Source organism: Acinetobacter sp. YH12255 (assembly GCF_013417355.1).
GTDB classification, from domain to species: domain Bacteria; phylum Pseudomonadota; class Gammaproteobacteria; order Pseudomonadales; family Moraxellaceae; genus Acinetobacter; species Acinetobacter pseudolwoffii.
This window is the reverse complement of sequence record NZ_VPEC01000021.1, coordinates 1-24,057: the sequence shown is the minus strand read 5'-3', so window position 1 is coordinate 24,057 and position 24,057 is coordinate 1. Positions and strand designations below refer to the sequence as shown.

28 protein-coding genes, 1 pseudogene and 1 other annotated feature are annotated in these 24,057 nt (G+C 43.4%); of the genes and pseudogenes, 20 read left to right on the top strand and 9 right to left on the bottom strand.

Features of this window, described 5'->3' with window-relative positions:
• Window positions 1-7: 7 nt before the first annotated feature.
• The 10 genes from nuoI (at window position 8) to FTV30_RS10025 (ending at window position 9,024) form a co-directional block, all read left to right on the top strand.
• Window positions 8-550: an NADH-quinone oxidoreductase subunit NuoI gene (gene nuoI / locus FTV30_RS10070; RefSeq protein ID WP_005097919.1), complete on the top strand. Its 543-nt coding sequence runs from the start codon at window positions 8-10 to the stop codon at window positions 548-550.
• Entirely contained in the window at window positions 550-1,068 is a 519-nt protein-coding gene (nuoJ, locus tag FTV30_RS10065; protein ID WP_171063341.1) for an NADH-quinone oxidoreductase subunit J, read from the top strand. The genes nuoI and nuoJ overlap by 1 nt, the downstream gene beginning before the upstream one ends.
• Window positions 1,068-1,376: an NADH-quinone oxidoreductase subunit NuoK gene (gene nuoK / locus FTV30_RS10060; RefSeq protein ID WP_004280769.1), complete on the top strand. Its 309-nt coding sequence runs from the start codon at window positions 1,068-1,070 to the stop codon at window positions 1,374-1,376. Before nuoJ ends, nuoK begins: the two co-directional genes overlap by 1 nt.
• Window positions 1,373-3,268: an NADH-quinone oxidoreductase subunit L gene (gene nuoL, locus FTV30_RS10055; protein WP_180001530.1), complete on the top strand. Its 1,896-nt coding sequence runs from the start codon at window positions 1,373-1,375 to the stop codon at window positions 3,266-3,268. Before nuoK ends, nuoL begins: the two co-directional genes overlap by 4 nt.
• A 1-nt stretch (window position 3,269) precedes the next feature.
• Window positions 3,270-4,883 carry an NADH-quinone oxidoreductase subunit M gene (gene nuoM, locus FTV30_RS10050; RefSeq protein ID WP_074383462.1) on the top strand — a complete coding sequence of 538 codons (1,614 nt, stop codon included), beginning with the start codon at window positions 3,270-3,272 and terminating at the stop codon, window positions 4,881-4,883.
• Between the two features lie 3 nt (window positions 4,884-4,886).
• The gene (nuoN, locus tag FTV30_RS10045; RefSeq protein WP_074383461.1) at window positions 4,887-6,431 is read left to right on the top strand and encodes an NADH-quinone oxidoreductase subunit NuoN; all 1,545 of its coding nucleotides are present in this window, start codon (window positions 4,887-4,889) and stop codon (window positions 6,429-6,431) included.
• A gap of 123 nt (window positions 6,432-6,554) precedes the next feature.
• The gene (gene upp, locus FTV30_RS10040; protein WP_005097912.1) at window positions 6,555-7,190 is read left to right on the top strand and encodes a uracil phosphoribosyltransferase; all 636 of its coding nucleotides are present in this window, start codon (window positions 6,555-6,557) and stop codon (window positions 7,188-7,190) included.
• An 84-nt stretch (window positions 7,191-7,274) separates the two neighbouring features.
• A complete protein-coding gene (locus FTV30_RS10035) occupies window positions 7,275-7,568 on the top strand; it encodes a cold shock domain-containing protein (RefSeq protein ID WP_005097911.1) in 294 nt (97 codons plus the stop codon).
• 202 nt (window positions 7,569-7,770) lie between these two features.
• On the top strand, window positions 7,771-8,130 hold the full coding sequence (locus tag FTV30_RS10030; protein ID WP_180001529.1) for a hypothetical protein: 360 nt from the start codon (window positions 7,771-7,773) through the stop codon (window positions 8,128-8,130).
• Between the two features lie 171 nt (window positions 8,131-8,301).
• Window positions 8,302-9,024 carry a cold shock domain-containing protein gene (locus FTV30_RS10025; protein ID WP_180001528.1) on the top strand — a complete coding sequence of 241 codons (723 nt, stop codon included), beginning with the start codon at window positions 8,302-8,304 and terminating at the stop codon, window positions 9,022-9,024.
• A gap of 46 nt (window positions 9,025-9,070) precedes the next feature.
• On the opposite strand, the gene gigC is transcribed toward FTV30_RS10025, so the two are convergent.
• A complete protein-coding gene (gigC, locus tag FTV30_RS10020; protein WP_005169640.1) occupies window positions 9,071-9,949 on the bottom strand; it encodes a LysR family transcriptional regulator GigC in 879 nt (292 codons plus the stop codon).
• 85 nt (window positions 9,950-10,034) lie between these two features.
• Here gigC and FTV30_RS10015 point away from each other — a divergent pair, with 85 nt between their 5' ends.
• Window positions 10,035-10,796: a ferredoxin--NADP reductase gene (locus FTV30_RS10015; RefSeq protein ID WP_180001527.1), complete on the top strand. Its 762-nt coding sequence runs from the start codon at window positions 10,035-10,037 to the stop codon at window positions 10,794-10,796.
• Between the two features lie 71 nt (window positions 10,797-10,867).
• Here the strand turns inward: FTV30_RS10015 and FTV30_RS10010 are convergent, their stop codons facing one another.
• The 5 genes from FTV30_RS10010 to FTV30_RS09990 all read right to left on the bottom strand — a co-directional run bounded on the left by FTV30_RS10010 (window position 10,868) and on the right by FTV30_RS09990 (window position 14,742).
• Complete coding sequence (locus FTV30_RS10010; RefSeq protein WP_171063342.1) at window positions 10,868-11,593, bottom strand: amino acid ABC transporter ATP-binding protein; 726 nt, start codon at window positions 11,591-11,593, stop codon at window positions 10,868-10,870.
• A gap of 14 nt (window positions 11,594-11,607) precedes the next feature.
• A complete protein-coding gene (locus FTV30_RS10005) occupies window positions 11,608-12,291 on the bottom strand; it encodes an ABC transporter permease subunit (protein ID WP_180001526.1) in 684 nt (227 codons plus the stop codon).
• The gene (locus FTV30_RS10000; RefSeq protein ID WP_005097896.1) at window positions 12,291-13,034 is read right to left on the bottom strand and encodes an amino acid ABC transporter permease; all 744 of its coding nucleotides are present in this window, start codon (window positions 13,032-13,034) and stop codon (window positions 12,291-12,293) included. Before FTV30_RS10000 ends, FTV30_RS10005 begins: the two co-directional genes overlap by 1 nt.
• Window positions 13,035-13,093: 59 nt before the next feature.
• Window positions 13,094-14,026: a transporter substrate-binding domain-containing protein gene (locus FTV30_RS09995; protein ID WP_180001525.1), complete on the bottom strand. Its 933-nt coding sequence runs from the start codon at window positions 14,024-14,026 to the stop codon at window positions 13,094-13,096.
• A 293-nt stretch (window positions 14,027-14,319) separates the two neighbouring features.
• The gene (locus tag FTV30_RS09990) at window positions 14,320-14,742 is read right to left on the bottom strand and encodes a hypothetical protein (protein ID WP_005097893.1); all 423 of its coding nucleotides are present in this window, start codon (window positions 14,740-14,742) and stop codon (window positions 14,320-14,322) included.
• Window positions 14,743-15,309: 567 nt separating this feature from the next.
• Between FTV30_RS09990 and FTV30_RS09985 the strand changes: the two genes are divergently transcribed.
• From FTV30_RS09985 to FTV30_RS09970, 4 genes are all read left to right on the top strand, one after another.
• Window positions 15,310-15,615: a hypothetical protein gene (locus tag FTV30_RS09985; RefSeq protein WP_005097890.1), complete on the top strand. Its 306-nt coding sequence runs from the start codon at window positions 15,310-15,312 to the stop codon at window positions 15,613-15,615.
• Between the two features lie 203 nt (window positions 15,616-15,818).
• The gene (locus FTV30_RS09980; protein ID WP_005097884.1) at window positions 15,819-17,747 is read left to right on the top strand and encodes a mechanosensitive ion channel; all 1,929 of its coding nucleotides are present in this window, start codon (window positions 15,819-15,821) and stop codon (window positions 17,745-17,747) included.
• 68 nt (window positions 17,748-17,815) lie between these two features.
• The gene (locus FTV30_RS09975; RefSeq protein ID WP_005097883.1) at window positions 17,816-17,983 is read left to right on the top strand and encodes a hypothetical protein; all 168 of its coding nucleotides are present in this window, start codon (window positions 17,816-17,818) and stop codon (window positions 17,981-17,983) included.
• Between the two features lie 124 nt (window positions 17,984-18,107).
• A complete protein-coding gene (locus FTV30_RS09970) occupies window positions 18,108-18,260 on the top strand; it encodes a hypothetical protein (RefSeq protein ID WP_180001524.1) in 153 nt (50 codons plus the stop codon).
• A gap of 29 nt (window positions 18,261-18,289) precedes the next feature.
• Here the strand turns inward: FTV30_RS09970 and FTV30_RS09965 are convergent, their stop codons facing one another.
• Window positions 18,290-19,489, bottom strand: a complete 1,200-nt coding sequence (locus FTV30_RS09965; RefSeq protein WP_005169647.1) for an NAD(P)/FAD-dependent oxidoreductase — start codon at window positions 19,487-19,489, stop codon at window positions 18,290-18,292.
• 191 nt (window positions 19,490-19,680) lie between these two features.
• Between FTV30_RS09965 and FTV30_RS09960 the strand changes: the two genes are divergently transcribed.
• On the top strand, window positions 19,681-20,004 hold the full coding sequence (locus FTV30_RS09960; RefSeq protein WP_005169649.1) for a hypothetical protein: 324 nt from the start codon (window positions 19,681-19,683) through the stop codon (window positions 20,002-20,004).
• On the opposite strand, the gene FTV30_RS09955 is transcribed toward FTV30_RS09960, so the two are convergent.
• The gene (locus FTV30_RS09955) at window positions 20,001-20,882 is read right to left on the bottom strand and encodes a 1-aminocyclopropane-1-carboxylate deaminase/D-cysteine desulfhydrase (protein ID WP_100534917.1); all 882 of its coding nucleotides are present in this window, start codon (window positions 20,880-20,882) and stop codon (window positions 20,001-20,003) included. The genes FTV30_RS09960 and FTV30_RS09955 overlap by 4 nt on opposite strands.
• 178 nt (window positions 20,883-21,060) lie before the next feature.
• Between FTV30_RS09955 and FTV30_RS09950 the strand changes: the two genes are divergently transcribed.
• Window positions 21,061-21,243 (top strand): NF038215 family lipoprotein, encoded by a 183-nt coding sequence (locus FTV30_RS09950; RefSeq protein ID WP_159516138.1) that lies wholly within the window; start codon window positions 21,061-21,063, stop codon window positions 21,241-21,243.
• A 103-nt stretch (window positions 21,244-21,346) separates the two neighbouring features.
• A complete protein-coding gene (locus FTV30_RS09945; protein ID WP_100329141.1) occupies window positions 21,347-21,970 on the top strand; it encodes a LysE family translocator in 624 nt (207 codons plus the stop codon).
• Window positions 21,971-22,047: 77 nt separating this feature from the next.
• Here the strand turns inward: FTV30_RS09945 and FTV30_RS09940 are convergent, their stop codons facing one another.
• Window positions 22,048-23,028, bottom strand: a complete 981-nt coding sequence (locus FTV30_RS09940) for an MBL fold metallo-hydrolase (protein WP_180001523.1) — start codon at window positions 23,026-23,028, stop codon at window positions 22,048-22,050.
• 268 nt (window positions 23,029-23,296) lie between these two features.
• Between FTV30_RS09940 and FTV30_RS16500 the strand changes: the two genes are divergently transcribed.
• Together FTV30_RS16500 and FTV30_RS09935 are read left to right on the top strand one after the other, a co-directional pair.
• Window positions 23,297-23,413: a hypothetical protein gene (locus tag FTV30_RS16500; RefSeq protein ID WP_086044934.1), complete on the top strand. Its 117-nt coding sequence runs from the start codon at window positions 23,297-23,299 to the stop codon at window positions 23,411-23,413.
• Window positions 23,414-23,667: 254 nt separating this feature from the next.
• Window positions 23,668-24,057: pseudogene (locus FTV30_RS09935) on the top strand (IS3 family transposase); the annotation flags it as partial.
• Window positions 23,957-24,057 (top strand) — a sequence feature (AL1L pseudoknot). This feature is flagged as partial in the annotation. It overlaps the preceding pseudogene by 101 nt.

Sequence of the window (24,057 nt, the reverse complement as noted above, 5' to 3'; positions counted from 1 at the left end):
GAACAAAATGTTTAAATTTCTAGCTGGATTTGGATCGATTGTTCGTTCGCTTTGGATGGTGTTTAGCCATGTAACGCGTAAACGTGACACGATTTTATATCCAGAAGTGCCGGCCGAAGAAATCGTGCCACCACGTTTCCGTGGTCGTATTGTATTAACGCGTGACCCTGATGGCGAAGAGCGTTGTGTCGCATGTAACCTGTGTGCGGTTGCCTGTCCGGTAGGCTGTATCTCATTACAAAAAGCAGAACGTGAAGATGGTCGCTGGTATCCGGAGTTTTTCCGTATCAACTTCTCACGTTGTATTTTCTGCGGTATGTGTGAAGAAGCCTGTCCAACCACAGCCATTCAAATGACCCCGGATTTCGAACTCGGTGAATATGTTCGTCAAGACCTGGTCTATGAAAAAGAACACTTGCTGATTTCAGGTCCTGGTAAATATCCTGACTATAACTTCTACCGTGTCACCGGTATGGCAGTTGCAGGCAAGGACAAAGGTCAAGCACAGCGTGAAAGTGCACCTGTTGATGTACGGAGTCTATTACCATGATGTGGCCATTTTATTTAATGGCCCTTGTGGCCATTGTCTCTACGGTTCGCGTGGTGACTAACGCGAATCCGGTACATGCTTTATTAAGCCTGATTGTATCCTTGCTTGCTGTTGCAGGCATGTTCATGATCGTTGGTGCGCCGTTCGCGGCTGCCCTCGAAATTATTGTCTATGCTGGCGCGATCATGGTGTTGTTCGTGTTCGTGGTGATGATGCTGAATCTGGGTGAACAAACCGTTGAACAAGAACGTAAATGGTTAACTTCATCGGCGTGGGCTTATCCGGCGCTGATGAGCTTCCTGATCGGTCTGGTACTGGTATGGGTATTAAACTCTGATTACGCACAGCCTTCACTGGTAATGGGTGTGGAAATGGTGGGCCCGAAAGCCGTGGGTCAAGCACTCTTTACGCAGTACTTGTTGTTGGTTGAAGTTGCCGCGATGTTATTGCTTGCTGCATTAGTAGCTGCATTCCATTTGGGTAAACGTGAGCCAGATGCAGAAGAGGAAAAAGAATAATGGGCAACATCCCTTTAGAGCATGGTTTGATCGTTGCATCTATTCTCTTTGCACTGGGTTTTTACGGTGTAATGGTGCGACGCAACCTACTATTTATTTTAATGAGCCTTGAAATCATGATGAACGCTGCTGCTTTGGCGTTCGTCCTGGCGGGCAGTGCATGGGCACAGCCAGATGGTCAGATCATGTTCATCCTGATCCTGACGCTTGCTGCGGCAGAGGCTTGTATTGGTCTTGCGATCGTCCTTCAGTTCTATCATCGCTTCCATCACCTGGATGTGGATGCTGCTAGTGAGATGCGCGGATGAGTTATTTATATCTAACAATTTTATTTCCGCTCATTGGTTTTGTCCTGTTAGCGGCGGGGCGCAACAAGCTTCCTGAAAATGTTGCAGCGATAATTGGTGTCGGTGCAGTTGGTTTATCGGCACTGTTTGCTCTGATTGCAGGTCTGGACTTTGTTAACAATGGTAAAGAACTCTATGTTCAGCACCTGTGGACCTGGTTCAATGTCGGTGGTTTTGCACCGGGCATCAGCTTGCAACTCGACGGTTTGTCTTTACTAATGCTGGGCATGGTGACAGGTGTGGGTTTCTTAATTCACATCTTTGCTTCATGGTACATGCGCGGTGAAGAAGACTTTGCACGTTTCTTCTCTTACTTCAACCTGTTCGTTGCAAGCATGTTGCTTCTCGTGCTTGGCGATAACTTGGCGTTATTGTTCTTAGGTTGGGAAGGTGTAGGTCTGTGTTCATACCTGCTGATTGGTTATTACTACCAGAACCCTGCAAATGGTCTGGCGGCAATCAAGGCGTTTACTGTTACCCGTATCGGTGACGTATTCCTGCTGATTGCCATGTTCCTGATCTTCCAGCAATTCGGTACTTTGAACATTCAGTACATCGTTGAAAATGCAGCGACTGTAATGACGCAAAGTTCTTCGCTGACCATCTGGACAGCATTGTTATTGTTCTTGGGTGCGGCAGGTAAATCTGCACAGATCCCATTACAAACATGGTTGGCCGATGCAATGGCAGGTCCAACACCTGTTTCTGCATTGATCCATGCTGCAACCATGGTAACGGCGGGTGTTTACCTGTGCTGCCGTCTGTTTGCAGTCTTTAAACTTGCGCCAGAAGTGATGGTGTTTATTTCGATCACAGGTGCGGTGACCTTGCTTGTAGCTGGTTTTGCTGCATTGGTTCAGACCGACATCAAACGTATTCTGGCTTACTCAACCATGAGTCAGCTCGGTTATATGTTTATGGCAGTAGGTGCTGAAGCATACCAGGCGGGTCTATTCCACATGCTGACTCACGCATTCTTCAAGGCACTCTTGTTCTTGTCGTCTGGTGCGGTGATTCTGGCTTACCATCACGAACAAAACATCTTCAAGATGGGCGGTTTGTTCTACAAGAACAAATTCCTGTTTGCATGTTTCGCGATTGGTGGCGGTGCCTTGGCAGCAATTCCATTCCTGACCATTGGTTTCTTCTCAAAAGACGCAATTCTTGCTGCAGTCTGGACGCAAAGTCATATTGCTGGTTTACCAGTGTATAACACGCTGTACTGGGTCGGTGTTGCAGGTGCTTTCTTAACCTCGATTTATACATTCCGTCTAATCTGGGTGGTATTCTTCGGCAAAGAAAACACGCCTTATCATGAAATCAAAGGTGCAACTTACTGGGCGCCACTGGCGATTCTTGCTGTCCTTTCGACAGGTCTGGCAATCGTACTGAAAGCACCCGTGATGAGCATTCTAGATGCAGCCCAAATTCCAGCCTTCATTATTCCTGAAGCGCTTGAAGCAGGTGCACATGGTGCTGAATACATCGCCATTGCTGTTGCATTGACGGGTCTTGTGGTCGGTGTGGTGCTGTTCGCTTTTGCTTACAATGCAGTCAAACGTTTTGCTGCCACTTCTGTAGGTGCGGGTCTGGTTAATATCTGCCGTAATGCATTAGGTTTCGACAAGCTTTATGACCTGATTTTCGTCAAGCCATATTTGCTGTTCGCTAAATTGTTCGGTCGTGATCCAATTGATGGCTTATGGCTAGTACTTCCTGCACTGGTCAAAAGTGGTCACAGCTTTACAAGTTCACGTCAAACCGGTTCACTGCGTGAATATGCATCTAGTATGGGGCTCGGTGTCGTTGTCCTACTGATGATCTTGATCGTGATTCAGGTCGTGGGGAAATAAAATGGAAGCTCCAAACAATATTATTTTGCCGGCTCTGATCCTCATTCCGTTCATTGCAGGTTTCATATGCTGGTTGGTCGATAAACTCGACCAACACTTGCCGCGTTATATCGCGCTAATCGGTATGCTGGTGACTTTGGTTCTGACCATCGTCCTTTGGCAAACTGGTACCTATAACTATGAATTAGGCGCTGCGACACCTTCGTGGGCTGCCGAATTCAAACTGCCTTGGATTCAGACCCTTGGCATTAACATTCACTTAGCCGTGGATGGTTTATCACTTCTTATGGTTGGTTTGACTGCACTCCTGGGGGTGCTGGCAGTCGGCTGTTCATGGGGTGAGATTCAAAAGAACGTTGGTTTCTTCCACTTGAACCTTTTATGGTCTTTGGGTGGTGTGATCGGTGTATTCCTGGCGATTGACCTGTTCCTGTTCTTCTTCTTCTGGGAGATGATGCTGGTGCCGATCTACTTCCTGATTGCCCTTTGGGGTCATAAAGGGGCAGAGGGCAAGTCACGTGTTTATGCAGCAAACAAGTTCTTCATTTACACGCAGGTTGCCGGTTTGGTGATGCTGATTGGTATCCTGGGTCTGGTGACTGTAGGCTATACCATGACTGGCGAAATCCGTTTCGACTACAACTATTTATTAGGTGTGGCGAATACGCTTGACGCTCAGGTTCCAGCGCTTGCTTATGCATTCATGATCTGTTTATTCATCGGTTTTGCGGTAAAACTTCCAGTTTTCCCATTACACGGCTGGTTACCAGATGCGCATGCGCAAGCACCAACAGCGGGTTCTGTTGACCTTGCAGGTATCTTGATTAAAACTGCGGCGTACGGTTTATTGCGTTTCGTGATTCCGTTCTTCCCGGCAGCTTCGGCTCAGTTTGCAGATATCGCGATCATTCTGGGTTTAATCGGTATCTTCTACGGTGCTTGGTGTGCTTTCCAGCAAACCGACATGAAACGCTTACTGGCGTATACATCTATTTCCCACATGGGCTTTGTTTTACTTGCGATTTACGCAGGTAACATCCTGACCTTCCAGGGTCTGATGATCATGATGTTGGCACATGGTATTTCCTCTGCTGCACTGTTCATTATGTGTGGTCAGGTATATGAGCGTGTGCATACGCGTGACATGCGTTTGATGGGGGGGATGCGTGGTCAGTTCCCGTATCTTGCATTCTTCCTGATGTTCTTTGTTGCGGCGCTTGTCGGTATTCCAGGTCTGGGTAACTTCATTGGTGAGTTCCTGATCTTGATGGGTGCTTATGCACAATTCCCGGCGTTCACTATTCTTGCGGCAATCAGTCTGGTCTTTGCAGGTCTGTATGGTCTGATCCTGATTCACAAAGCCCTGTTTGGTGTGCCAAACGAAGCGCAAAAACAGCACTATACACATCCGTTAAAAGATCTGAATGTACGTGAAATCGCGTTATTGTTGATCTGTGCGTTTGGTCTACTTTGGCTTGGTCTATACCCACAAAGCTTCCTTGATGTGTCTAACTCAAGCATGGCGTGGTTAGCGAATAGCTACATTCCAGTTCAAGAAGTGGTTGAAGTTGCTGATCAGGTAACGACTCAACTTGAAAATGTGGAGATCCAATAAGCCATGAACTTCACAATGTCTTTTTCTGAGCTTATGCCGCTCGCACCTGTGATGATCGTGTCGTTAACTGCGATCGTCGTGATGTTGCTGACGGCAATCAAGCGTAACCATAATCTTGTTGCGACGACGACTGTTGTTGGTCTGAACTTAGCGGCGTTCTATATCATTTTCGTTCTGTTGGCAGGCACATTTGCACCTGCCAATGTGATGAATCTGTTCATCGTAGATCCATTTACGATGTTGTACCAGTTTGTGATTCTGATTGCTGCACTTGCCTGTAGTACCTTGTCACACGCGTATATCGAAACTTATAAAGATAACCGTGAAGAGCTGTATATCTTGATGTTGATATCCGTCGCGGGTGCAATGTTAATGGTGGCAAGCTCGCACTATGCATCATTCTTTATTAGCCTTGAGTTGATGTCGATTCCTGTATACGGCCTGTTGGCATATACACATCAACGTTCTCAATCGCTTGAAGCAGGTGTGAAATATCTGGTGCTTTCAGCAACTGCGTCTGCAATGCTGCTGATGGGTATGGCATATATTTATGCCTATACCGGTACTTTAAGTTTCGTTGCTGAACCGGGCAAACTGTTTACTGTATTCAGTCAGCCAGCTGTGATAATTGGTCTGGCCTTAATTGTATTTGCTGTGGCATTTAAATTATCGCTGGCACCATTCCACAAATGGACACCAGACGTCTACGCAGGTGCACCAGCACCAATCGCGACTTTCCTTGCGACTGTGGCAAAAGTGGCGATGATTGGTCTGTTTGTTCGTTATGTTTTGTCTTCAGGTTTAATCCTGGCAGACAGCTTCGTAACGATCATTTCGATTATTGCAGTATTGTCGATTCTTGCAGGTAACTTGCTGGCTGTTCGCCAAGTGAACCTGAAACGTATTCTGGCATACTCTTCAATTGCGCACTTTGGTTATTTGCTGGTTGCCATCGTCAGTTCACGTAATACCGATTTCTTACAGGTTCAAGGTTTCGCGACTTTTGAAAGTGTAAACGTGTATGTGATTACTTATGTATTAACCACGATTGGTGCTTTCGGTGTTGTGACGCTGATGTCGAGTCCGTATAACAATACGGATGAAGCGGGTAGTCTGGCTGAATACCGTGGTCTGTTCTGGCGTCGTCCAGTTCTGACTGCTGTATTAACCGTAATGATGCTGTCTCTTGCTGGTATTCCTTTAACTGCCGGCTTTATCGGTAAGTTCCTGGTAATTAAAACCGCAGTTGCAGGCGAAGCCTGGTTCCTGACTGCAATGGTTATTCTGGGTTCAGGTATTGGTTTGTATTACTACCTGCGCGTGATGGTCGTGCTGTACATGACACCACCTGAAACACCACGTCTAGATGCGGTGAATCATTGGGGTCAAAAAGTCGGTGGTATCATGGTATTACTTGCTGCACTTGCGGTACTTGTGATTGGTGTTTATCCAGATCCAGTGATTGCGATTTCTAAATATGCGTTCTTCGCAATATCACCTGAATTACAGCAATTCATTTTCACTTTGGTTCAAAGTGGTTTTAACTAATATCTGTGAAGATTGACGTTATTACAAAAAAGCCTCCATGATTGGGGGCTTTTTTATTTATACAAATCTATAAAAGCCTTTATAATAGCGGAAATTTATCTTTAACCTTTTAGGTGTTCTCCTGTGGCAATCCATGAAATCCGTCATCCGCTCATCCGACATAAGCTCGGTTTACTCCGTCGTGCAGATATCAGTACCAAAAACTTCCGCGAGTTAGCTCAAGAAGTGACCATGCTTCTGACTTATGAAGCGACTAAAGACCTGCCAATGGTTGAACATGATATTGATGGCTGGAATGGTGCTGTCACAGTTGACCGTATTGCCGGTAAAAAAATCACGGTTGTGCCGATTCTACGTGCCGGTATTGGCATGCTGGATGGTTTCTTAAATCTGATTCCAAGTGCAAAAGTATCTGTACTCGGTTTAGAGCGTGATGAAGAAACCCTGGAAGCCCGTACTTATTATAAAAAACTGGTTCCAGACGTACAAAACCGTATCGCGATGATCATTGATCCGATGTTGGCGACAGGTTCTTCTCTTGTAGCTGCAATTGATGTACTCAAAGCCAGTGGCTGTAAAGACATTCGTGTTATGGTTCTGGTTGCCGCACCGGAAGGTATTAAGCGTGTAGAGGCTGCACATCCTGATGTGATCATGTTCACTGCATCAATCGACAGCGGTTTAAATGAAAATGGTTATATCGTTCCGGGTCTTGGTGATGCTGGCGATAAAATCTTTGGTTCAGTTCAGAAAGACTGATTTTTGAACAGGACGAAAAAAGGGGCTACTACAGCCTCTTTTTTATATAATGTAGATCGGGCATTTTCAGCATAGGACAACAGCATGAAAGATGAATTATATCAGGGCAAAATCAAACAGTACGACCCTGCAAAAGGTTTTGGATTTATTGGTTCAGCTGAGGGAGATGTGTTCTTCCATATTTCAGACTTTCCTGCGGCAGAAGGCGAGCCAAAACGCAATGAACGCGTGAAATTTAATGTGGTAGAAAATGGCGATAAGTATAAAGCCATTAAGATTGAACGTGTTGAGGATACTTCAAAGAAAGCTAAAAAATCTAAGGTCGCTGCACATAACCAGTCAATTACTTCCGCATTACTATCAAATCTCAAGCGTTAATTAACCGTGAATTTGACTAAATGAAGAGGCATTTTCGCCTCTTTTTTATCTAAAAATTCATGAACTATAGTCTTACATCAGTTTTTGTAACTTAAAGCTTGTACTTCGTTACGCAAACAATAAAACGTCTACCAAAGCGCTACAATCATCTCTATTCCTTCTCACTTAAAATACTATCTGTTGATTTATAGGGATAAATGTCATGTTTAGGAATGGAAAAATTAAAACTTATGATTCCGAACGTGGTACAGGCAGCATTGAGTTAGCAGATGACGCTCAAGAACTAAGTTTTAGGCTACAGGACTTACCTTCACCTGAAATTGATCCTCAAATTGGAGAACTACTTAAATTTAGAATGATTCCTCATAAGGAAACCATAATATTGGACAATATGGTACGCCTAGATGTCAAAGTACAGGACGAGTTTGTAGCGGAAGTTGTGGCATTACCATATTTGGCACCCACAATATCTGTTCCGTTAAAGCGTTCAATTCTTTTTAGCCCAACGCTATGGTTGGCACTGGTATCCGCAGTTGGTTTTATAATTTTGGGTGAAGTATAAATTTAAACCAGAAATTTTTAATTTTCTATTTTTAACTCGGTATTTCTCTATTCTTCAATTTAAAAAAGCGCCTATAAGTGCTTTTTTGGTTTTTCTATTAAAGAATTTCATAAAAGCTTTTCGATGTTTTTTTATTACAATTATTAAAAATATCAAAGACAAGAGTGAATTATGTTTCAAGAGGGGAAAATCAAAACCTATCACGAAGCGCGTGGTTTTGGTTTTATTCAAATCGAAGGGGAATCTAAAGACTTATTTTTTCATATTAAAGACTTTCCCAATCAAAATATTCCACTAAAAATTGGGGAAAAATTAAAGTTTTTAATGGTTGAAGATAATGGAAAGTTTAAGGCAGACCATATTGTCCGGCTGGATATTAAATCAAAATTGGTTATTAAGCAGAATAATGATTTATATGAAGATCCTGAAGTACATGTTTCTCCACGTTATGAAAAGACAAAATCATCAACTCGATCCAAACTAATCACAATATCGGGACTAATTATTATTGCGATTCTTGTTGGGCTTGTTTATAACAAATACCAAAGCTACCAAGTTCAAAAACAGCAGAAGCTTGAACAACTGATGGTAGAGCAGCAACGAATCGTAGTTGAGCAGCGAGCGGCACAAGGTGATTTAGCTATGGAGGGATTATCTGAGCAGGGTAGGCAGAATCTAGAAAATCGTGGTGCTGAGTTACCAAGCCAAAGTTACTCTATTAATCCGAAAACTTCAGAGACGGCTTCGCAATCTATATCTCAATTCAAATGTGATGGAAGAGAACATTGTAGCCAGATGGGTTCTTACGAAGAGGCTTTATTTTTTATCCGGAACTGTCCAAATACTAAAATGGATGGTGACAGCGATGGCATCCCGTGTGAAAGCCAATTTTAAGATAGAATAAAAAGCACCTTAAGGTGCTTTTTGATTGAAAACAAATTTAGGCTTCACAGAAATTCATAAAGGCTCTCAGGCCTGGCCCCTGATATTTCTGGCGATGTACCAGCATAAACAATGGACGCGTTAAAGACCAGAACGGAGTATTGAGAATCACCAGTTGACCTTTCTCGCGTAAAGGCTCAATCGCAAGTTTGGAAATACAGGACATGCCGATTCCGCCGGCTACGATTTTCAAAATTGCTTCATTATGGCCAAGTGTCAGACGGATATTGGCATCCGGCACATCTTTCAAAATGGCATTATCAAAGACTTCGCGAGTACCTGAACCTTCTTCGCGCAGAATCCACTCTACAGATTTGAAATCTTCCGCGGTCAGCTCACGGTTCAATTGCGCTAGGGGATGATCCGGTGCACAGCACACCGCCAGCTCATCATCGCGCCAATGGATACATTGCAGTTGTGGCAGATGACAGGAGCCTTCGATCAAGGCCAGATCCAGCTGGAACTGATTCACCGCTTCAATCATTTGACGGGTATTACCAACTTGCAGCTGTAAATGCGCTTGAGGCTGAATTTTTAGAAAATCGGCCATCAGGTCAGGAATCAGGTAATCTGAAATGGTCAGGGTTGCACCTAAACGTAAATCGATACTTTGAAGCTCACCTTTCGCAACCTGTTCAAAAGATTCGCATCGACCTAAAATTTCCAGCGCTTGAGGGAGAAGAAAGCGCCCCAGGTCATTGAGCTGTAAACGTTTGCCTAGACGGTCAAATAATGGAGCACCCAGACCATCTTCCAGATCTGCTAAAGCCATACTAGCCGCACTTTGAGTAAGTTTGACGGCATCGCTAGCCTTCGTTACGGTACCCTCTTGTGCCACTGCTACAAAAACAGCCAATTGGCGTAAAGTCATGCGCATGAGTAGAGCCTTAACATTTAAAAAATATTAATAAATTATATTGCCATGCTACCATGAGCACAGTCTTTCATGCCACGTTGAAATCATGTCAATTGAAAAATTTAGCCTAGAAAAAGTTTTATCTGTACACCGTTGGACCAATACATTATTCAGTTTCACCATGACACGCCCGGCACACTTCAAATTCACTGCGGGGCAATTTGCGCGTATTGGCCTGCAGGTGGGAGATGAACTGGTGGTTCGTGCCTATTCGGTGGTGTCATCTCCTTTTGATGAAACTCTGGAGTTTTTTTCGATTGTGGTTCCAGAAGGTAAATTTACCTCCAATTTACAGCACCTTAAAGTAGGGGATGAGCTGTTTCTGGAAAAAATTCCGTATGGTTATCTGACGCTGGCCCGTTATCAGTTGCCCTTGCCCAAAGACTTGTGGTTACTGGGCACTGGAACTGGTCTGGCACCGTTTCTGTGCATGTTGCAAGACTTTGAAACCTGGAGCAAATACGAAAAAATCAATCTGGTATATAGCGTGCGTAGCCGGGCTGAACTCGCTTATGTGGAACGGATTCAGGAAATTGCCGAAACCTTTGGCGAAGGACATAGCGGATTTAAATTTATTCCGATTATTACCCGTGAGCCTGATGCACCTTTGCACGATCGTTTACCGGTGCTGATTGCCAATGGTGAACTGGAAAAAGTCGCAGGTATGCAGCTCAATCCGCAAACCACCCATGTCATGCTTTGCGGTAACCCGGAAATGGTCGATGATACCAAAGAAGCCTTAAAAGCCCGTGGCCTGATCATGAACCGGCGTGGCGAAGGCAATATTGCAGTAGAGAATTATTGGTAAGTCTGAATTGCTGATTGTCAAAAGCTCATCCTTGGATGAGCTTTTTTATCTGCAAGGTGAATAATGACAGCTTAGTGCAGAATCTTGTTCAGGAATTGCTGGGCACGCTCACCACGCGCTGTATTAAAGAAATCATCTTTACTGCAATCTTCCACAATTTTTCCCTGATCCATAAAGATGACCCGGTTGGCAACCTGTCGGGCAAAGCCCATTTCGTGGGTGACACACATCATGGTCATGCCTTCTTTGGCCAGACCGACCATGACATCGAGAACCTCATTAATCATTTCAGGGTCAAGCGCAGAAGTTGGTTCATCAAACAACATGGCAATCGGATCCATGCTCAGCGCACGAGCAATCGCGACACGTTGCTGTTGTCCGCCAGAAAGTTGTGCCGGGAATTTATTGGCCTGTGCACTTAAGCCGACCCGATCCAGATAGGCAAGCCCTTTCTGTTTGGCTTCGGCTTCAGAACGACCCAATACCTTGATCTGGGCAATGCTCAGATTTTCAGTAATACTGAGATGCGGGAACAATTCAAAATGCTGAAACACCATGCCCACGCGACTTCTTAGTTTATTTAAATTGGTTTTCGGATCATTAATTTTAATTCCATCGACCAGAATACTGCCTTGCTGAACAGGTTCCAGACCATTGACAGTTTTAATCAGGGTGGATTTTCCTGAACCAGAAGGACCACAAACCACCACCACTTCACCTTGCCGAATCTGGGTGGTGCAGTCGGTCAGTACCTGAAAATCTTTATACCATTTACTGACATGCTGGAGGTCAATCATGACTTTGGCTTCGTTCATACAGTTAACCTCTGCTGTAATTTTTTAACAATATAGGTGGCGATCATACTGATGGTGAAATAGACCAAACCGGCAAAAATAATATATTGGGTGAGTAAGCCCATCAGGTCACCACGCACATAATTGGTGCGAAAAAAGTCCAACAGGCCAATTGCATACACCATGGTGGAATCCTGAAACAAAATAATGGTCTGTTGTAATAATAGCGGTGTCATTTTGCGAAAGGCCTGAGGCAGTACAATCAGGCGCATGGACTGGCCATAGCTCATGCCGAGGGCAGAGGCCGCATCTGTTTGTCCCTTAGGAATAGACTGGATTCCGGCACGGACAATTTCGGAAAAATAGGCGGCTTCAAACAGCATAAAAGCCACAATACTGGACACCAGTGCCGTATCCACGGTCAGATATTTTCCAGTCACCCCAGTATAGATAAAAGGCACAGCGAAGTAGAACCACATCAGTACCAACAGCAGGGGAATTGAACGGAACAGGTTGACATAACCCTTGGCAATCCAGTTCAACATCTTGATTGAAGACAGCCGCATCAATGCCAGTAAGGTGCCAATAAAGACCCCGCCAATGGTGGCAAAAAATAAGACTTTTAAAGTAATACTCAGACCATGCCATAGGGCAGGTGCGGATAATTGTAAATCCTGAAAAAATGCAGTGAACCATTCCATTATTTAGTCCCCGCAATCAGACCGGGCACCTGAAGGCGCTTTTCCAGAAAGTTCATCAAGCCAATCAGGCAGACATTGATCAGGATAAAAATCAGGGTGACATAGGTGTAAATCTCAATGGTATTTTGCGTATATTCGCTGATGGTTTTCATCTGGGAAATGAGTTCCGCAACCCCGACCAGTGAGGCCACCGAGGTGTTCTTGACACAGTTGGTCAGTTCAGAACTTAAGGGGGGTAAGATCATGCGAAAAGACTGCGGTAAAATCACATAGCGATATAATTGTGTGGTGCTAAACCCCACGGCATAGCCGGCATTGATCTGCCCGGGTGGAATGGCTTCAATCCCGGTACGCACCTGCTCACAAACCCGCGCTGCGGTAAACAGTCCCAAACCAATACTGGCTGAAATCAGCGCCGTGGTATTGGCTCCCAGATCATTGATCCACCAGCTTTGAATGCTGTTCGGCAGAAAATTCGGAACCACATAGAACCAGATAAATAACTGGATCAGTAAAGGCACATTCCGAAAAATGGTGACATAAGCGCTACCAATCGCCCGGGCCGTTGGGCTGGGCAAGGTGCGCATGATGCCCAGCAGGCTACCCAAGAGCATGGCAATCGACCAGGCTACAATCGCAATGACCGCTAACCAGCCGAGGCCAGTCATGATCCAGTTGAGATAGGTGCTATCACCAATCCCGGTCGGTTGTAATAAGACACCCCAATTCCAGCTGTAATTCATGATCACTCCAAAATGGGCTTAAACAGATGATGCTTAAGCAGATGAATAAGATTCAGAATCTATTGATCGCGGTCATGCGGGGTGCTGATCAGGGCCTTCAAGTCATCAGACATGGCAAAGTTCAGGTTGATATTTTTCGGTGGAATTGGCGACTGGAACCATTTCTGGTACATGCTATTGATTTCACCGGAGCTATATGTGGCTTTAATCGCGTCATCTACCACCTGCTTAAATTCGGGGTCTCCCTTACGTAACATACAGCCATAGATTTCATTGATGGGCGCTGTACCCACAATGTGCCATTGTTGCGGATTTTTAGCCTTGGATTTTTCTCCCGCCAGTAAAATGTCATCCATCATAAATGCAGCAGCACGGCCACTTTGCAGCATTAAAAAGGATTCTGCATGGTCTTTGGTCGAAATAATTTCACCAAGGCCCAATTCTTTTTCATGCTGACGAATATAGCGTTCCGATGTGGTGCCGGCAGTGGTCACCAGTTTTTTGCCTTTCAGATTGCTAAAATCTTGAATACCAGAATTGGTTGCGGTTAATAGACGGGAACCTACTTGAAAAAAGCCAACAGAGAAATCGACCTGTTGCTGGCGTTCCTTATTATTCGTCGTCGAGCCACATTCCAGATCAACCGTACCGTTGGAGACCAGTGGAATCCGGTTCTGGCTGGTCACCAGGTTGTAGCGGATTTTTAAATCAGGAAGATTCAGCTTTTGTTTGACGGCTTCGACCACTTTTAGTTGCAGGTCATGGGCATAGCCGACCGGCTGATTCGGATTGTCAGCGATATAAGAAAATGGAATCGAGGAGTCACGATAACCTAATACAATCGTGCCGGACTGTTTGATCTTATTGAGTGTGCCAGAAGTATTCTGGCTGCCTTGCTGATTGCTTGGTGCCTGATTATCACTACAGGCACTCAGTCCCAAGGTCAGGGCACTGGCACACAGCAGCGTAGCGAATTGAGTCTTTGCTTTCATCGTGAAACTCCATTTTTCATTTTCAATTATTATGAGTACGCCCGTTTTCAGGCGCTGCTAAGACAATATTCTGATTATTGCTATAAAGTCTAAGTATTCGTTTATATTCATCTTAGTTGATGATTCAAGCATGACTCAAGCTGAATTTATTGCTGAAATGTTACTGAATCAGAAAAGGAAATCTGCGAGATGCTCAAAGGAATGCAAATAAATAAAGAGATTGAACTACAAGCATAAGAAAGAAAAAGTCATAAAAAAACCTCCAAACTGGAGGTTTTTTTATCGGTTCAAGCTTAATGCACAAACATATCCATCGATTCACGAATTTCTTGAATGGCCGTTTCGACATCGGAACTGAGCCAGGTCGGTTCAAAGAATCCAGCGTAATGCTCAAGACGATCCGCAGGGACGACTAAGCGTACCGGACAATCCTCTTCCAATAAACGCCATGGAATAATTGGCACTTCATTGTCAAGCCATGCTGTTACATCTCGGATATCGATAATCATTGCGTTGACACAGTCCGGGAAAGGCATCACGGAAAACTCTTCAGTACGACGACGGAAATACTCCAGGTCTTGCCAGCGCAGTGCAAAACTCGGTTTACTGAATTCGATAATCCCGATCAGATGCTGATCGCGAGTATGATGCAAAGTGCATTGGTGGGTGACATCAGTGTCAAGATCCAACGATACACTTTGTTGACGATACGCCATAGAGCTCGATGAAATAAAAAAATGAGGGACACATTATAGCCCATTTTATAGAAACTGAGCAGTGCTATTGTTTAGCGCAAATTTTAGTGTTGGTTCTGCCCTGAGGTCGCGTACTGAAGCTCTTGAATTTCAAAGGACTGCATACCACTCAGGCAACTCAAGCAAACTGGGATTGGAAAAGAATGGAGAAGCTAAACCTCATTATCAGATTGATTATAGAGCCTTTTTCTTTTCTGATACGCTTTATATAGCTCTATAAGAAGGTTTAAGCGAATAGTGTTGCAATTATTCAAGCGATTAGATGTGTTGATCTGCCAGTAATTTTCTATGTCATTCACATGAGGGGAAAATGAATAGCAGGATAATACTGAGTTAAACCCATTCACCATCAACCAGTAGCGATCAGTGAATTAAAAATGAGCACGATTGCTTAAAGATTATTCTAAATATTATTCATACATATAACTTACATCCCGTCACCATCTCACCATGTTTTGTCACAGAAGCTGTTTTAACTGCTTGTTATGCTAAAAATCTACTTATGAATAACAAAGAGTGAGGATGGTTATGGTCGATGATTTCAATAAAAAACCACCTTTAGATCATCAGACAGCAGTGACGCAAAAAAAGCGTATTCCTGTTTATATCTTGATTTTGGTAGGTATCTTTTTACTGGCATTACTGTTCTATATGTTTGCTGACATGAATCCAGACGCAAATGATGCACCTGCTGGACATCCAAACCCTAATGTGCAACCTGCGACACCAAACAATACGACTCCAGTCGGTGAACCTACAGAAGCTACTGCAACGCTAGGTGATGGAACAGAAGCAACAGCAACTGCGACAGATGATGCACAGGCGGCTCGATAACTCAGACATATATCAAAAGCTCTAGTGAAACCACTGGGGCTTTTTTGCAATATATTGTGATGTTTAAGCTAATGATAGCTAGCTGGTTTAAATCTAAAAACATCAAATCTGAAAGTGAATCCGAAAGAAGAAGGGGCTGAATGTTTCAAGGATAGGCTCCCGATTTCAGATAAATAGCTTAATAACAAAGAGGGTAAAACAACATGAATGATTATATGAGAAGTCCGCGTGGCGGCTTCGACGCCATGTATTATTGGGATCAGTTTCATCCCATTCTGAGTGCAATTGCCATATTAGTCATTGGTTGGATCATTGCATTACTGGTTTCGGCAGCAGTCAAGAAAGTCTTGCAAAAACTTGGAACCAATACACACTTAAATACGGCGACAGGCCATCGCTCTAATATCGAAAGTATTATTGCCCGGGTGGTGTTCTGGATTATTCTGATTATTGCCGTAATTGGTTCACTGAATGTACTCAACCTGACCAGTATCAGTGGTCCTTTCAGTAATATGATTCAGCAATTCCTGTTATTTATCCCGCAGTTACTAGGTGCAATTGCAGTCGGATTCATAGGATGGATTGTCGCCAACCTGGTGAAAATAGGGCTACAAAAGCTACTTGACCGAACCCAACTAGACGAAAAACTCAGTGCTGAAGTGGGTGTCAGTCCCATTAGTCAGAACATCAGTGAAATTGCTTACTGGTTAATTTTATTACTGTTCTTGCCAATCGTACTGTCTATTCTGGGACTCAACGGTCTGTTGTTACCAGTTCAGAATATGCTGACTGATGTCGTAAGCTACTTACCAAATATCTTTATTGCTGCAGTGATCATTTTTGTCGGTTATATATTGGCAAAAATTGTTCGCGGTATTGTTGAAGGCCTATTAAACAGTCTGAATGTACAACAACAAGCTGAAAAAGTAGGTATTTTCAAAAATTCCAATGTGGCACAGGTGATTGGTTCATTCATCTTCGCTGTTGTGATCATTACTGCATTGATTATTGCTTTTGAAGCATTGGGTGTCGAAGCGATTTCTCAGCCTGCCACGGCAATGCTCTATGAAATCATGAATGCCATTCCGAATATTATCGCTGCTGCCTTAATTCTGATTCTGGCTTATGTGGTCTCTAAACTGGTCGCACGTCTGGTGGTTGAAGTAGTATCGGGTACAGGTGTTGATGAAATTCCTGCCAAACTGGATGTACAGCGTTTTTTAGGCACCACTAAACTTTCAAGTGTAGTCGGTTATCTGATCGTATTGTTCACCATGTTATTTGCAGTGTCCGAAGCAGCAGACCGTCTCGGCTTTGAACAGGTGAGTGGCCTGATTGCGATGTTTATTTACTTCGGCGCCAACATTTTGCTCGGTGCCGTGATTCTGGTGATCGGTTTCTGGCTGGCAAATATTGTCGCGAACATTGTACAACGCGGTGAATATAACAGCTCACGCTGGTTAGCGAATCTGGTGCGTGTCCTGATTATGGGCTTGGTCGTTGCCATGGGTCTACGTGCCATGGGTATTGCCGACTCGATTGTGAATCTGGCATTTGGTTTAACGCTGGGTGCTGTCGCAGTAGCATTTGCTCTGGCCTTTGGTCTGGGTGGTCGTCAGCCTGCGGAGCGAGTTTTAACAGATCTGATTGATAAAGCAAAACGTGAAGCCAAAGAACCGAATCCAGTCAAAGATCAAGCTGAAAACAGCATGTTTTCAGGATTAGGTGCTCAGAGTACTTCAAGTACAACGGACATGGCAGGCACGACAGGTGCAGCGATGGGGATGGGTTCTACAGATACATCAATCGGACAATACTCCGACCGTTCACAAAACATGACCGGTACTAATGATTCTTCAACCACTACGCCAGGAGCAGGTATTGTGCCAAATCAAGATTCAGACGCAGAGGGTACTACGCCAATGAGTACGGACTTATCGCATACCACACCGGCAATCCTTACAACTGCACCGCAGGATGAGAATAGTCTAGATCCGGATCAGATCGTACCTGATTCAGTGGAGATTGATCCTAAACATCCACCAGCCAATAATCCATTTGGTTCAACCGGAGAAAAAGAGCCTGATGTAGATCTTAATCATTCTACTCAGAAAAAAGATGACCTGAAATAACCTGTCATTTTTAACCAAAATCGGCCACGCTCATGTGGTCGATTTTTTTCAGTCACGAGGAAAAATAAATGAATAGCAAAAAACCCAACAAAGTTCTGGCTCCTTTGGTTATCGCGGGAATTACCATTGGCTTTTTTACCGCTGCCTATCGATTTATTTTTGTGAAGAGCAAACAGGACGAGCAGTCAGAGCGAGCGCTGGATAGGAAAATACCTGATACAGACGAATTTAACTGAAAGAATTCTGCTGAATAACAAACAATAGAATTTGGCCTTTAAGAAATATATAATATTCAGGTGAATACCAAAACGATTTTGGTATTCTTCTTGCATTAAAAATATAAAAAAGGAGATCAACATCATGTGGCAAACACTATCATATACATTCAAGAACACTTCAACAGATGAAGCACCGCCATATTTGCGAGAAGCCACTCGAAAAATGCAGCTGACGATTGACCGTTTAGGAAATACGGCCAATCTCAAGCTGTTTAAGACAGATTATCTGGAATGAACTAAATATCAGTCTTGATGATCTATTGATTAAATATATTCCGATGCGGCATGCGCGGATGACCATGCCCATTGGAAATTATAGCCGCCCAAATGTCCGGTAACATCCAGCACCTCACCAATAAAATACAGGCCTTTCTGCTTTTGACTTTCCATGGTTTTTGAAGAGACTTCGCTGGTATCCACACCACCCAAAGTCACTTCCGCAGTACGGTAGCCTTCTGTTCCGGATGGTTTCACTTCAAAACCATGCAGCCGTGTCGCAATCTGCTCCAGTTGATTATCACTGATATTGCCAATTGGGTTTTCTGCGACGTCAGTCCAGATTAGACCCTGTAATTCAGCCACGACACTTTTCGGTAAAAATTCATTGAGTAAAGTGCGCAATAACACTTTGGGCTGGCTTTGTTTTTTGGTTTTAAAGAAATCCAGCAAATCTACACTTGGTAAGAAATCGACTTGAAAGCTTTGACCGACATTCCAGTAATTGGACAATTGCAGGGAGCTTGGGCCACTTAAACCACGATGGGTAAACAGCAGTGCTTCGGTGAAACTGTTGAGCTCATTGGAGAGTGTCGCTTCTACGGCATTGCCACTCAAACGAGTCGTCACCTCCTTAAATCCATCAGAGAAAGTGAAGGGCACCAAACCGGCACGGGTTGGATAAACATGATGTCCAAACTGTTTTGCGATATCATAGCCAATGCCCGAACCCCCCAGCGTCGGGATGGACAAGCCACCCGATGCCACCACCACAGATTCAACCTCAAAATATCCAAGTGATGTAGCGACTTGAAATCCTTGATCATCGACTGGATTGACTGCCTTTACTTCGCAGCTGGTTTTAAGATCGACCAGACCGGTCTTGTCACATTCTGCCAACAGCATCGACAGAATATCTTTTGCACCATTGAGGGTAAACAGTTGTCCATGTTTGCGCTCTTCATAAGCAATACCATATTCACAGACCAGGCCAATAAAGTCCCAATTGCTATAACGCGTTAATGCTGAAATGACGAAATGTGGATTATGCGAAATATAATGGCTTGGTTCGACCTCCAGATTGGTAAAATTACATTTACCGCCGCCAGACATCAGGATTTTTTTGCCAACTTTATTGGCTTTTTCCACCACTACGACTTTACGTCCACGTTGTGCAGCCATATACGCCGTCATTAAACCTGAAGCACCGGCACCTATGACGAGAACATCGTATTGCTTGGAAGACATAAAACACTCGAGGGAGAACAAAAGGAAAGCATTATAGACAATTTTATTTCCGCTTTCTCTATTCCTGAACAATCAACAGGCTGATTGCCAATCCGTATTAGAGTTTAAACATAAAATATTTGTAAGTCGGCTTAAAATCATGCATAGTTTTTGTACAGTTTTACAAAAGTCACAATAATAAGGCAGGGCTTATGGCAACGTCAGAGGATCTAAAACAATACAACCTGATCAGTTATATTCTTTATATTCTGGGGTTTTTTCTGGGTGTGACCCCATTTATAGCCATTATCATGAACTATATTAAACGTGATGAAATGCGCGGCACCTGGCTGGAAAGTCATGTGGACTGGCAAATTAAAACCTTCTGGGTCAGTTTGCTGGGTTATATTGTTGGTGGCTTATTAACTATGATCTTGATCGGATTTCTAATCATATTTTTGGTCTTTATCTGGCATATCTACCGCTTGGTCAAAGGGATGATTGCGCTGAATAATAATCAACCGATTCAGGCTTAAGCAATTGTAGAAGTAGTATCCATGTTACGGCCTTGCAACCCACCGCTATGAATCACCAGCAGTCTAGATCCTGCTGGGAAATAATCTTTTTCAATCAAATCAAAGATGCCCATCAACATTTTAGCGGTATAGACCTGCTCTAGTGGAATGGCAAATTCGGTTTCAAAATCCCGAATAAACTGCATGAGGGCTGTGCTGGTTTTGGCATAGCCGCCACAGCAATAATCATCCAGAATAGTCCAGTTGGTTTTGCTGGTTAGTTGCGCGACTTCATCTTTTAAAAATGAGCCTTGCAGCGCTGAAAATCCTAAAACCTGCTGATGAGCCTGACTGGCTTCGATCAGACCGGTGATGGTTCCACCAGTGCCTACTGCGCAGCAAACCACATCAAATTGAGCATCTTGCGGGCTTAAAATTTCCCGACAGCCCTGAATGGCCAAAGCGTTGGTTCCACCTTCAGGAATGAGATAATGCTCAGGAAATTGTTGTGCGATTTCGGCCAGATACTCAGGCTGTTGCTTGCGACGATAGTGTTCACGACTGACAAAATGTAGCTGCATCCCCAACTGCCGTGCGGTGGCTAAAGTCGGATTGAGTGGCCGATGGGCCAGCTCCTCACCCCGAATAATCCCCACACTTTGAAAACCAAACTGCTGTGCGGCAAATGCAGTGGCCGCAATATGATTGGAATACGCACCACCAAAGCTGAGAATCTGCCGATAACCCTGTCTTTGTGCTTCCAGAAAATTGTATTTCAGTTTAAAAAACTTGTTGCCTGAAATTTGCGGATGTACCAGATCCAGACGACGTATTGTTAAAATAATATCGTGAAAATTAATCTGTTGATCGGGAATATTTTGGGCAATCTCTGCAAACATAAAAATTAACACAGTCAGTTATTCGGCCATTATAGCGAAAGCAGTAAAGATCAGGGATTGAGAATAAGTCATTTTCAGGCATGAGATAAAAATTGACGCAGAATGTCACAAATATTCTGCTGATTATTTAAGCAGGGATGCTAATCTAAATACAGGAAACCCTGAGGAGGGTAGAATAATGAAAATATTGTCCTATGCTGTTTTGGTCGGCGTAATGCTCAGTTTGTCGGGTTGTGATGATGCGATGAATAAACCTAAAACAGAGACCCGTACCATGATTATTGGCGGTGTACCGGTACATGATCAGGATTACCAACTGTTAGGCACGCAATTCATTGCTCAGGATCAGTTAAAACAGTAAGCCATTACAGTAACTAAAATTCCTGACCAATACTGAAATTTTTAAAGCAAATCATCCGGTTTTTGCTTAAAATAATCCTTCAATTTTTAAGTCAGGTTATCTCGTGGAATCATTCTGGATTTTAGGCTCAATTGCTGTTGCCCTGATGTTAGGTGCAATGAGTCCCGGGCCGACTTCTATTTATGTGGCAAAAAATTCAATTGCGATTTCACGTAAACATGGTTTATTTACTGCACTGGGGACTGGTCTAGGTGCAGCAATTTTCGGTTTGCTGGCAGTACTGGGTTTGCAGGCATTTTTGCTGGCTGTGCCGTCGGCTTATCTGGCCTTAAAAATTTGTGGGGGTCTATATTTACTTTGGCTGGCTTTTAAAATTATTAAGCATGCCAAAGATCCGATTGAGGCAGATTCGAGCATTACCAAACAGATGTCTTTACGTCGCGCTTTTACCACAGGTTTAATCACACAGTTGTCGAATCCAAAAATTGCGATTGTGTTGGCCAGTATTTTTACCGCCTTATTACCAAAAGAAATTCCGAACTATTTCTATTTTGCTTTGCCCATTTTATGTTTCTTTATTGATGCTGGCTGGTGTTCACTGGTGGCCATTGCACTTTCTGCTGAAAAGCCACGCCGTGTGTATTTAAAGTTTAAGGCATTGTTTGACCGTGCAGCAGGTGCGGTGATGACCGTGCTCGGATTAAAACTTATTTTCGGGATGAAATAGTTTCAACAGTTGAAGTCCTCATCCTTGGAAAGTGATCATTCTTACTAGCTTTCCAAGGGACGGCTAATCATTTGAGATTAATCTTTAAAATGCACGGGAATCCATTGATAGCTTTTAACATCTTTAGAATAGACATGCCCAATTCCCGGAAATGGTAAATGTGGTGCTGCCACCGTCTGGCCATTCTTTGCATATTCCGCAAAATACTTTAAGCGGGTTTCAACCGCTTTTTTCGGATCGATATCAAAATCTATAGCTGTCTGTGGACGATCAAACTGAATGGTATGGGAATGTACAATATCCCCAATAAATATCATCTCCTGACCCTTGGATTTTAAGCTAAAACCAAAATGTCCCGGTGTATGCCCAGCTGAACTGATCACATCAAAACCATGGATTTTATCGCTAGCCTTAAAGGTCTTTAACTGACCTTTGGCCTGATAAGGTGCGATGGCTTTCTTGATTTTATCGACTGTACCTAAAAAACCGGCCTGTTTTGCTTTTGGTAATTTTTCTACACTTTTAGGATTCATCCAGAAATCCAGTTCGGCTCGCGATACATAAATATTCGCATTGACAAAATTGGCAACGCCGTTATTACTGATGCCGCAAACATGATCAGGATGTAAATGCGTTAATAAGATCGTATTGACTTGCTCAGGCTTTTGTCCAGATGCCTGTAAATTTGAATAAATAGACCCAAAGTTTGGCCCATTACAGCTAGAAGCACCGCTATCCACCAAGACCAGTTCTTTGCCTGTATTTACCAGGAAAGCATTGACGGAGGTCTGGATGCCTTTGCTTTGGTCAACATAATATTTTTTTAAAATCTGATTCACTTCTGCTTCAGGAATATCCTTAAACAAGGCTTTGGCTAAATAATTGGTGCCATCCAGCAGGGCAGTAATCTGGTAATCTCCAAAGCTGTATTGATAATATCCGGGAACCTGTTTTTGTTGTTCTAAAGTGGAAGGCGTTTGTGCGTGTGTTGGGGAAATACCTGCCAATGAACCTAAAGCAAGGAGTGATCCGACAAGAGAAGAGCTGAGGTATTTCATGGCTATTCTTATGTAATTAAAGTCAACTCTATGTATTAGCATGGATATTGATAAAAAAGAATATGAATATATTTACTATTTTTTTAAATCGAAATGGCGATTTAGCATCTGTACTAAAAATTCAGTGTGAATCTGTATATTGATTTTTTGAAAGTAAAGAATGTGTTTTTTGTAAAAATATTATTATAAATAAAATGCTTAGATGTATTTCACTTTTTATTAAAAGCTCGTTAACATAGGGTATTACGAACAAGCTTTGGGTGTCGCGATGAGTTTTTGGAAAAGAAAAAACAATGCCAGCTTTGTATTTTTCATTATTACCTTATATTCACTACTTGGTTTTGGACTGGGCTATGTGATTTGGGAATTTGTGTTGCAAGGCTAAGTGACCCAGCAATAAAAAAGCCTCTAGAGATAGAGGCTTTTTTATGTATTGATTAAGCCTTTAAACATGGATGGGTTTAAGTAGTTTGTATCATCGAGTAGGATGGTGATTTGGGTGTTGCCGATTTGGTGATGATAGTAGCCAGCGACTTGTTTTTGAGGTTGGATAATTGTTGGTTCAGTTGCTTGGGTGGTAAGGGCTGTGTGAACCGTACCGGGTTTGTCGGAGACCAAGCTTTCTGAGAGACTATCCCGATGAAAAAAGTAAAATATACCCCTGAAATCAGAGAAAGAGCGGTTCAATTATTGATTGAATCCGAGAAAGATTATCCATCGAATTGGGCTGCGATCACCGCTATTGCTCCCTGAGCAGTATACTGCGCAAGGGTTGTACTCCTGAAACACTACGTGTTTGGTATCAAAAATATTTAGATAAACAAAATCCAGTTAAAGTACAGCAGCTTTCAGACCAAGAACGTATCAAACAACTCGAACGCGAAAATAAAGAACTGCAACGCGCCAATGAAATTCTACGTAAAGCAGCCGCTTTTTTCGCCCAGGCGGAGCTCGACCGCCCACACAAATAATGGTGGATTTTATCCATAATAATAAAGAGCTGTACGGAGTCGAGGCGATTTGTAGAAT

What these genes read in the sequence shown, in the direction of transcription:
- nuoI (WP_005097919.1), top strand. Translation starts at nt 8, where the DNA reads ATGTTTAAATTTCTAGCTGGATTTGGATCGATTGTTCGTTCGCTTTGG.
- nuoJ (WP_171063341.1), top strand. Translation starts at nt 550, where the DNA reads ATGTGGCCATTTTATTTAATGGCCCTTGTGGCCATTGTCTCTACGGTT.
- nuoK (WP_004280769.1), top strand. Translation starts at nt 1,068, where the DNA reads ATGGGCAACATCCCTTTAGAGCATGGTTTGATCGTTGCATCTATTCTC.
- nuoL (WP_180001530.1), top strand. Translation starts at nt 1,373, where the DNA reads ATGAGTTATTTATATCTAACAATTTTATTTCCGCTCATTGGTTTTGTC.
- nuoM (WP_074383462.1), top strand. Translation starts at nt 3,270, where the DNA reads ATGGAAGCTCCAAACAATATTATTTTGCCGGCTCTGATCCTCATTCCG.
- nuoN (WP_074383461.1), top strand. Translation starts at nt 4,887, where the DNA reads ATGAACTTCACAATGTCTTTTTCTGAGCTTATGCCGCTCGCACCTGTG.
- FTV30_RS10035 (WP_005097911.1), top strand. Translation starts at nt 7,275, where the DNA reads ATGAAAGATGAATTATATCAGGGCAAAATCAAACAGTACGACCCTGCA.
- FTV30_RS10030 (WP_180001529.1), top strand. Translation starts at nt 7,771, where the DNA reads ATGTTTAGGAATGGAAAAATTAAAACTTATGATTCCGAACGTGGTACA.
- FTV30_RS10025 (WP_180001528.1), top strand. Translation starts at nt 8,302, where the DNA reads ATGTTTCAAGAGGGGAAAATCAAAACCTATCACGAAGCGCGTGGTTTT.
- gigC (WP_005169640.1), bottom strand. Translation starts at nt 9,949, where the DNA reads ATGCGCATGACTTTACGCCAATTGGCTGTTTTTGTAGCAGTGGCACAA.
- FTV30_RS10015 (WP_180001527.1), top strand. Translation starts at nt 10,035, where the DNA reads ATGTCAATTGAAAAATTTAGCCTAGAAAAAGTTTTATCTGTACACCGT.
- FTV30_RS10010 (WP_171063342.1), bottom strand. Translation starts at nt 11,593, where the DNA reads ATGATTGACCTCCAGCATGTCAGTAAATGGTATAAAGATTTTCAGGTA.
- FTV30_RS10005 (WP_180001526.1), bottom strand. Translation starts at nt 12,291, where the DNA reads ATGGAATGGTTCACTGCATTTTTTCAGGATTTACAATTATCCGCACCT.
- FTV30_RS10000 (WP_005097896.1), bottom strand. Translation starts at nt 13,034, where the DNA reads ATGAATTACAGCTGGAATTGGGGTGTCTTATTACAACCGACCGGGATT.
- FTV30_RS09995 (WP_180001525.1), bottom strand. Translation starts at nt 14,026, where the DNA reads ATGAAAGCAAAGACTCAATTCGCTACGCTGCTGTGTGCCAGTGCCCTG.
- FTV30_RS09990 (WP_005097893.1), bottom strand. Translation starts at nt 14,742, where the DNA reads ATGGCGTATCGTCAACAAAGTGTATCGTTGGATCTTGACACTGATGTC.
- FTV30_RS09985 (WP_005097890.1), top strand. Translation starts at nt 15,310, where the DNA reads ATGGTCGATGATTTCAATAAAAAACCACCTTTAGATCATCAGACAGCA.
- FTV30_RS09980 (WP_005097884.1), top strand. Translation starts at nt 15,819, where the DNA reads ATGAATGATTATATGAGAAGTCCGCGTGGCGGCTTCGACGCCATGTAT.
- FTV30_RS09975 (WP_005097883.1), top strand. Translation starts at nt 17,816, where the DNA reads ATGAATAGCAAAAAACCCAACAAAGTTCTGGCTCCTTTGGTTATCGCG.
- FTV30_RS09970 (WP_180001524.1), top strand. Translation starts at nt 18,108, where the DNA reads ATGTGGCAAACACTATCATATACATTCAAGAACACTTCAACAGATGAA.
- FTV30_RS09965 (WP_005169647.1), bottom strand. Translation starts at nt 19,489, where the DNA reads ATGTCTTCCAAGCAATACGATGTTCTCGTCATAGGTGCCGGTGCTTCA.
- FTV30_RS09960 (WP_005169649.1), top strand. Translation starts at nt 19,681, where the DNA reads ATGGCAACGTCAGAGGATCTAAAACAATACAACCTGATCAGTTATATT.
- FTV30_RS09955 (WP_100534917.1), bottom strand. Translation starts at nt 20,882, where the DNA reads ATGTTTGCAGAGATTGCCCAAAATATTCCCGATCAACAGATTAATTTT.
- FTV30_RS09950 (WP_159516138.1), top strand. Translation starts at nt 21,061, where the DNA reads ATGAAAATATTGTCCTATGCTGTTTTGGTCGGCGTAATGCTCAGTTTG.
- FTV30_RS09940 (WP_180001523.1), bottom strand. Translation starts at nt 23,028, where the DNA reads ATGAAATACCTCAGCTCTTCTCTTGTCGGATCACTCCTTGCTTTAGGT.
- FTV30_RS16500 (WP_086044934.1), top strand. Translation starts at nt 23,297, where the DNA reads ATGAGTTTTTGGAAAAGAAAAAACAATGCCAGCTTTGTATTTTTCATT.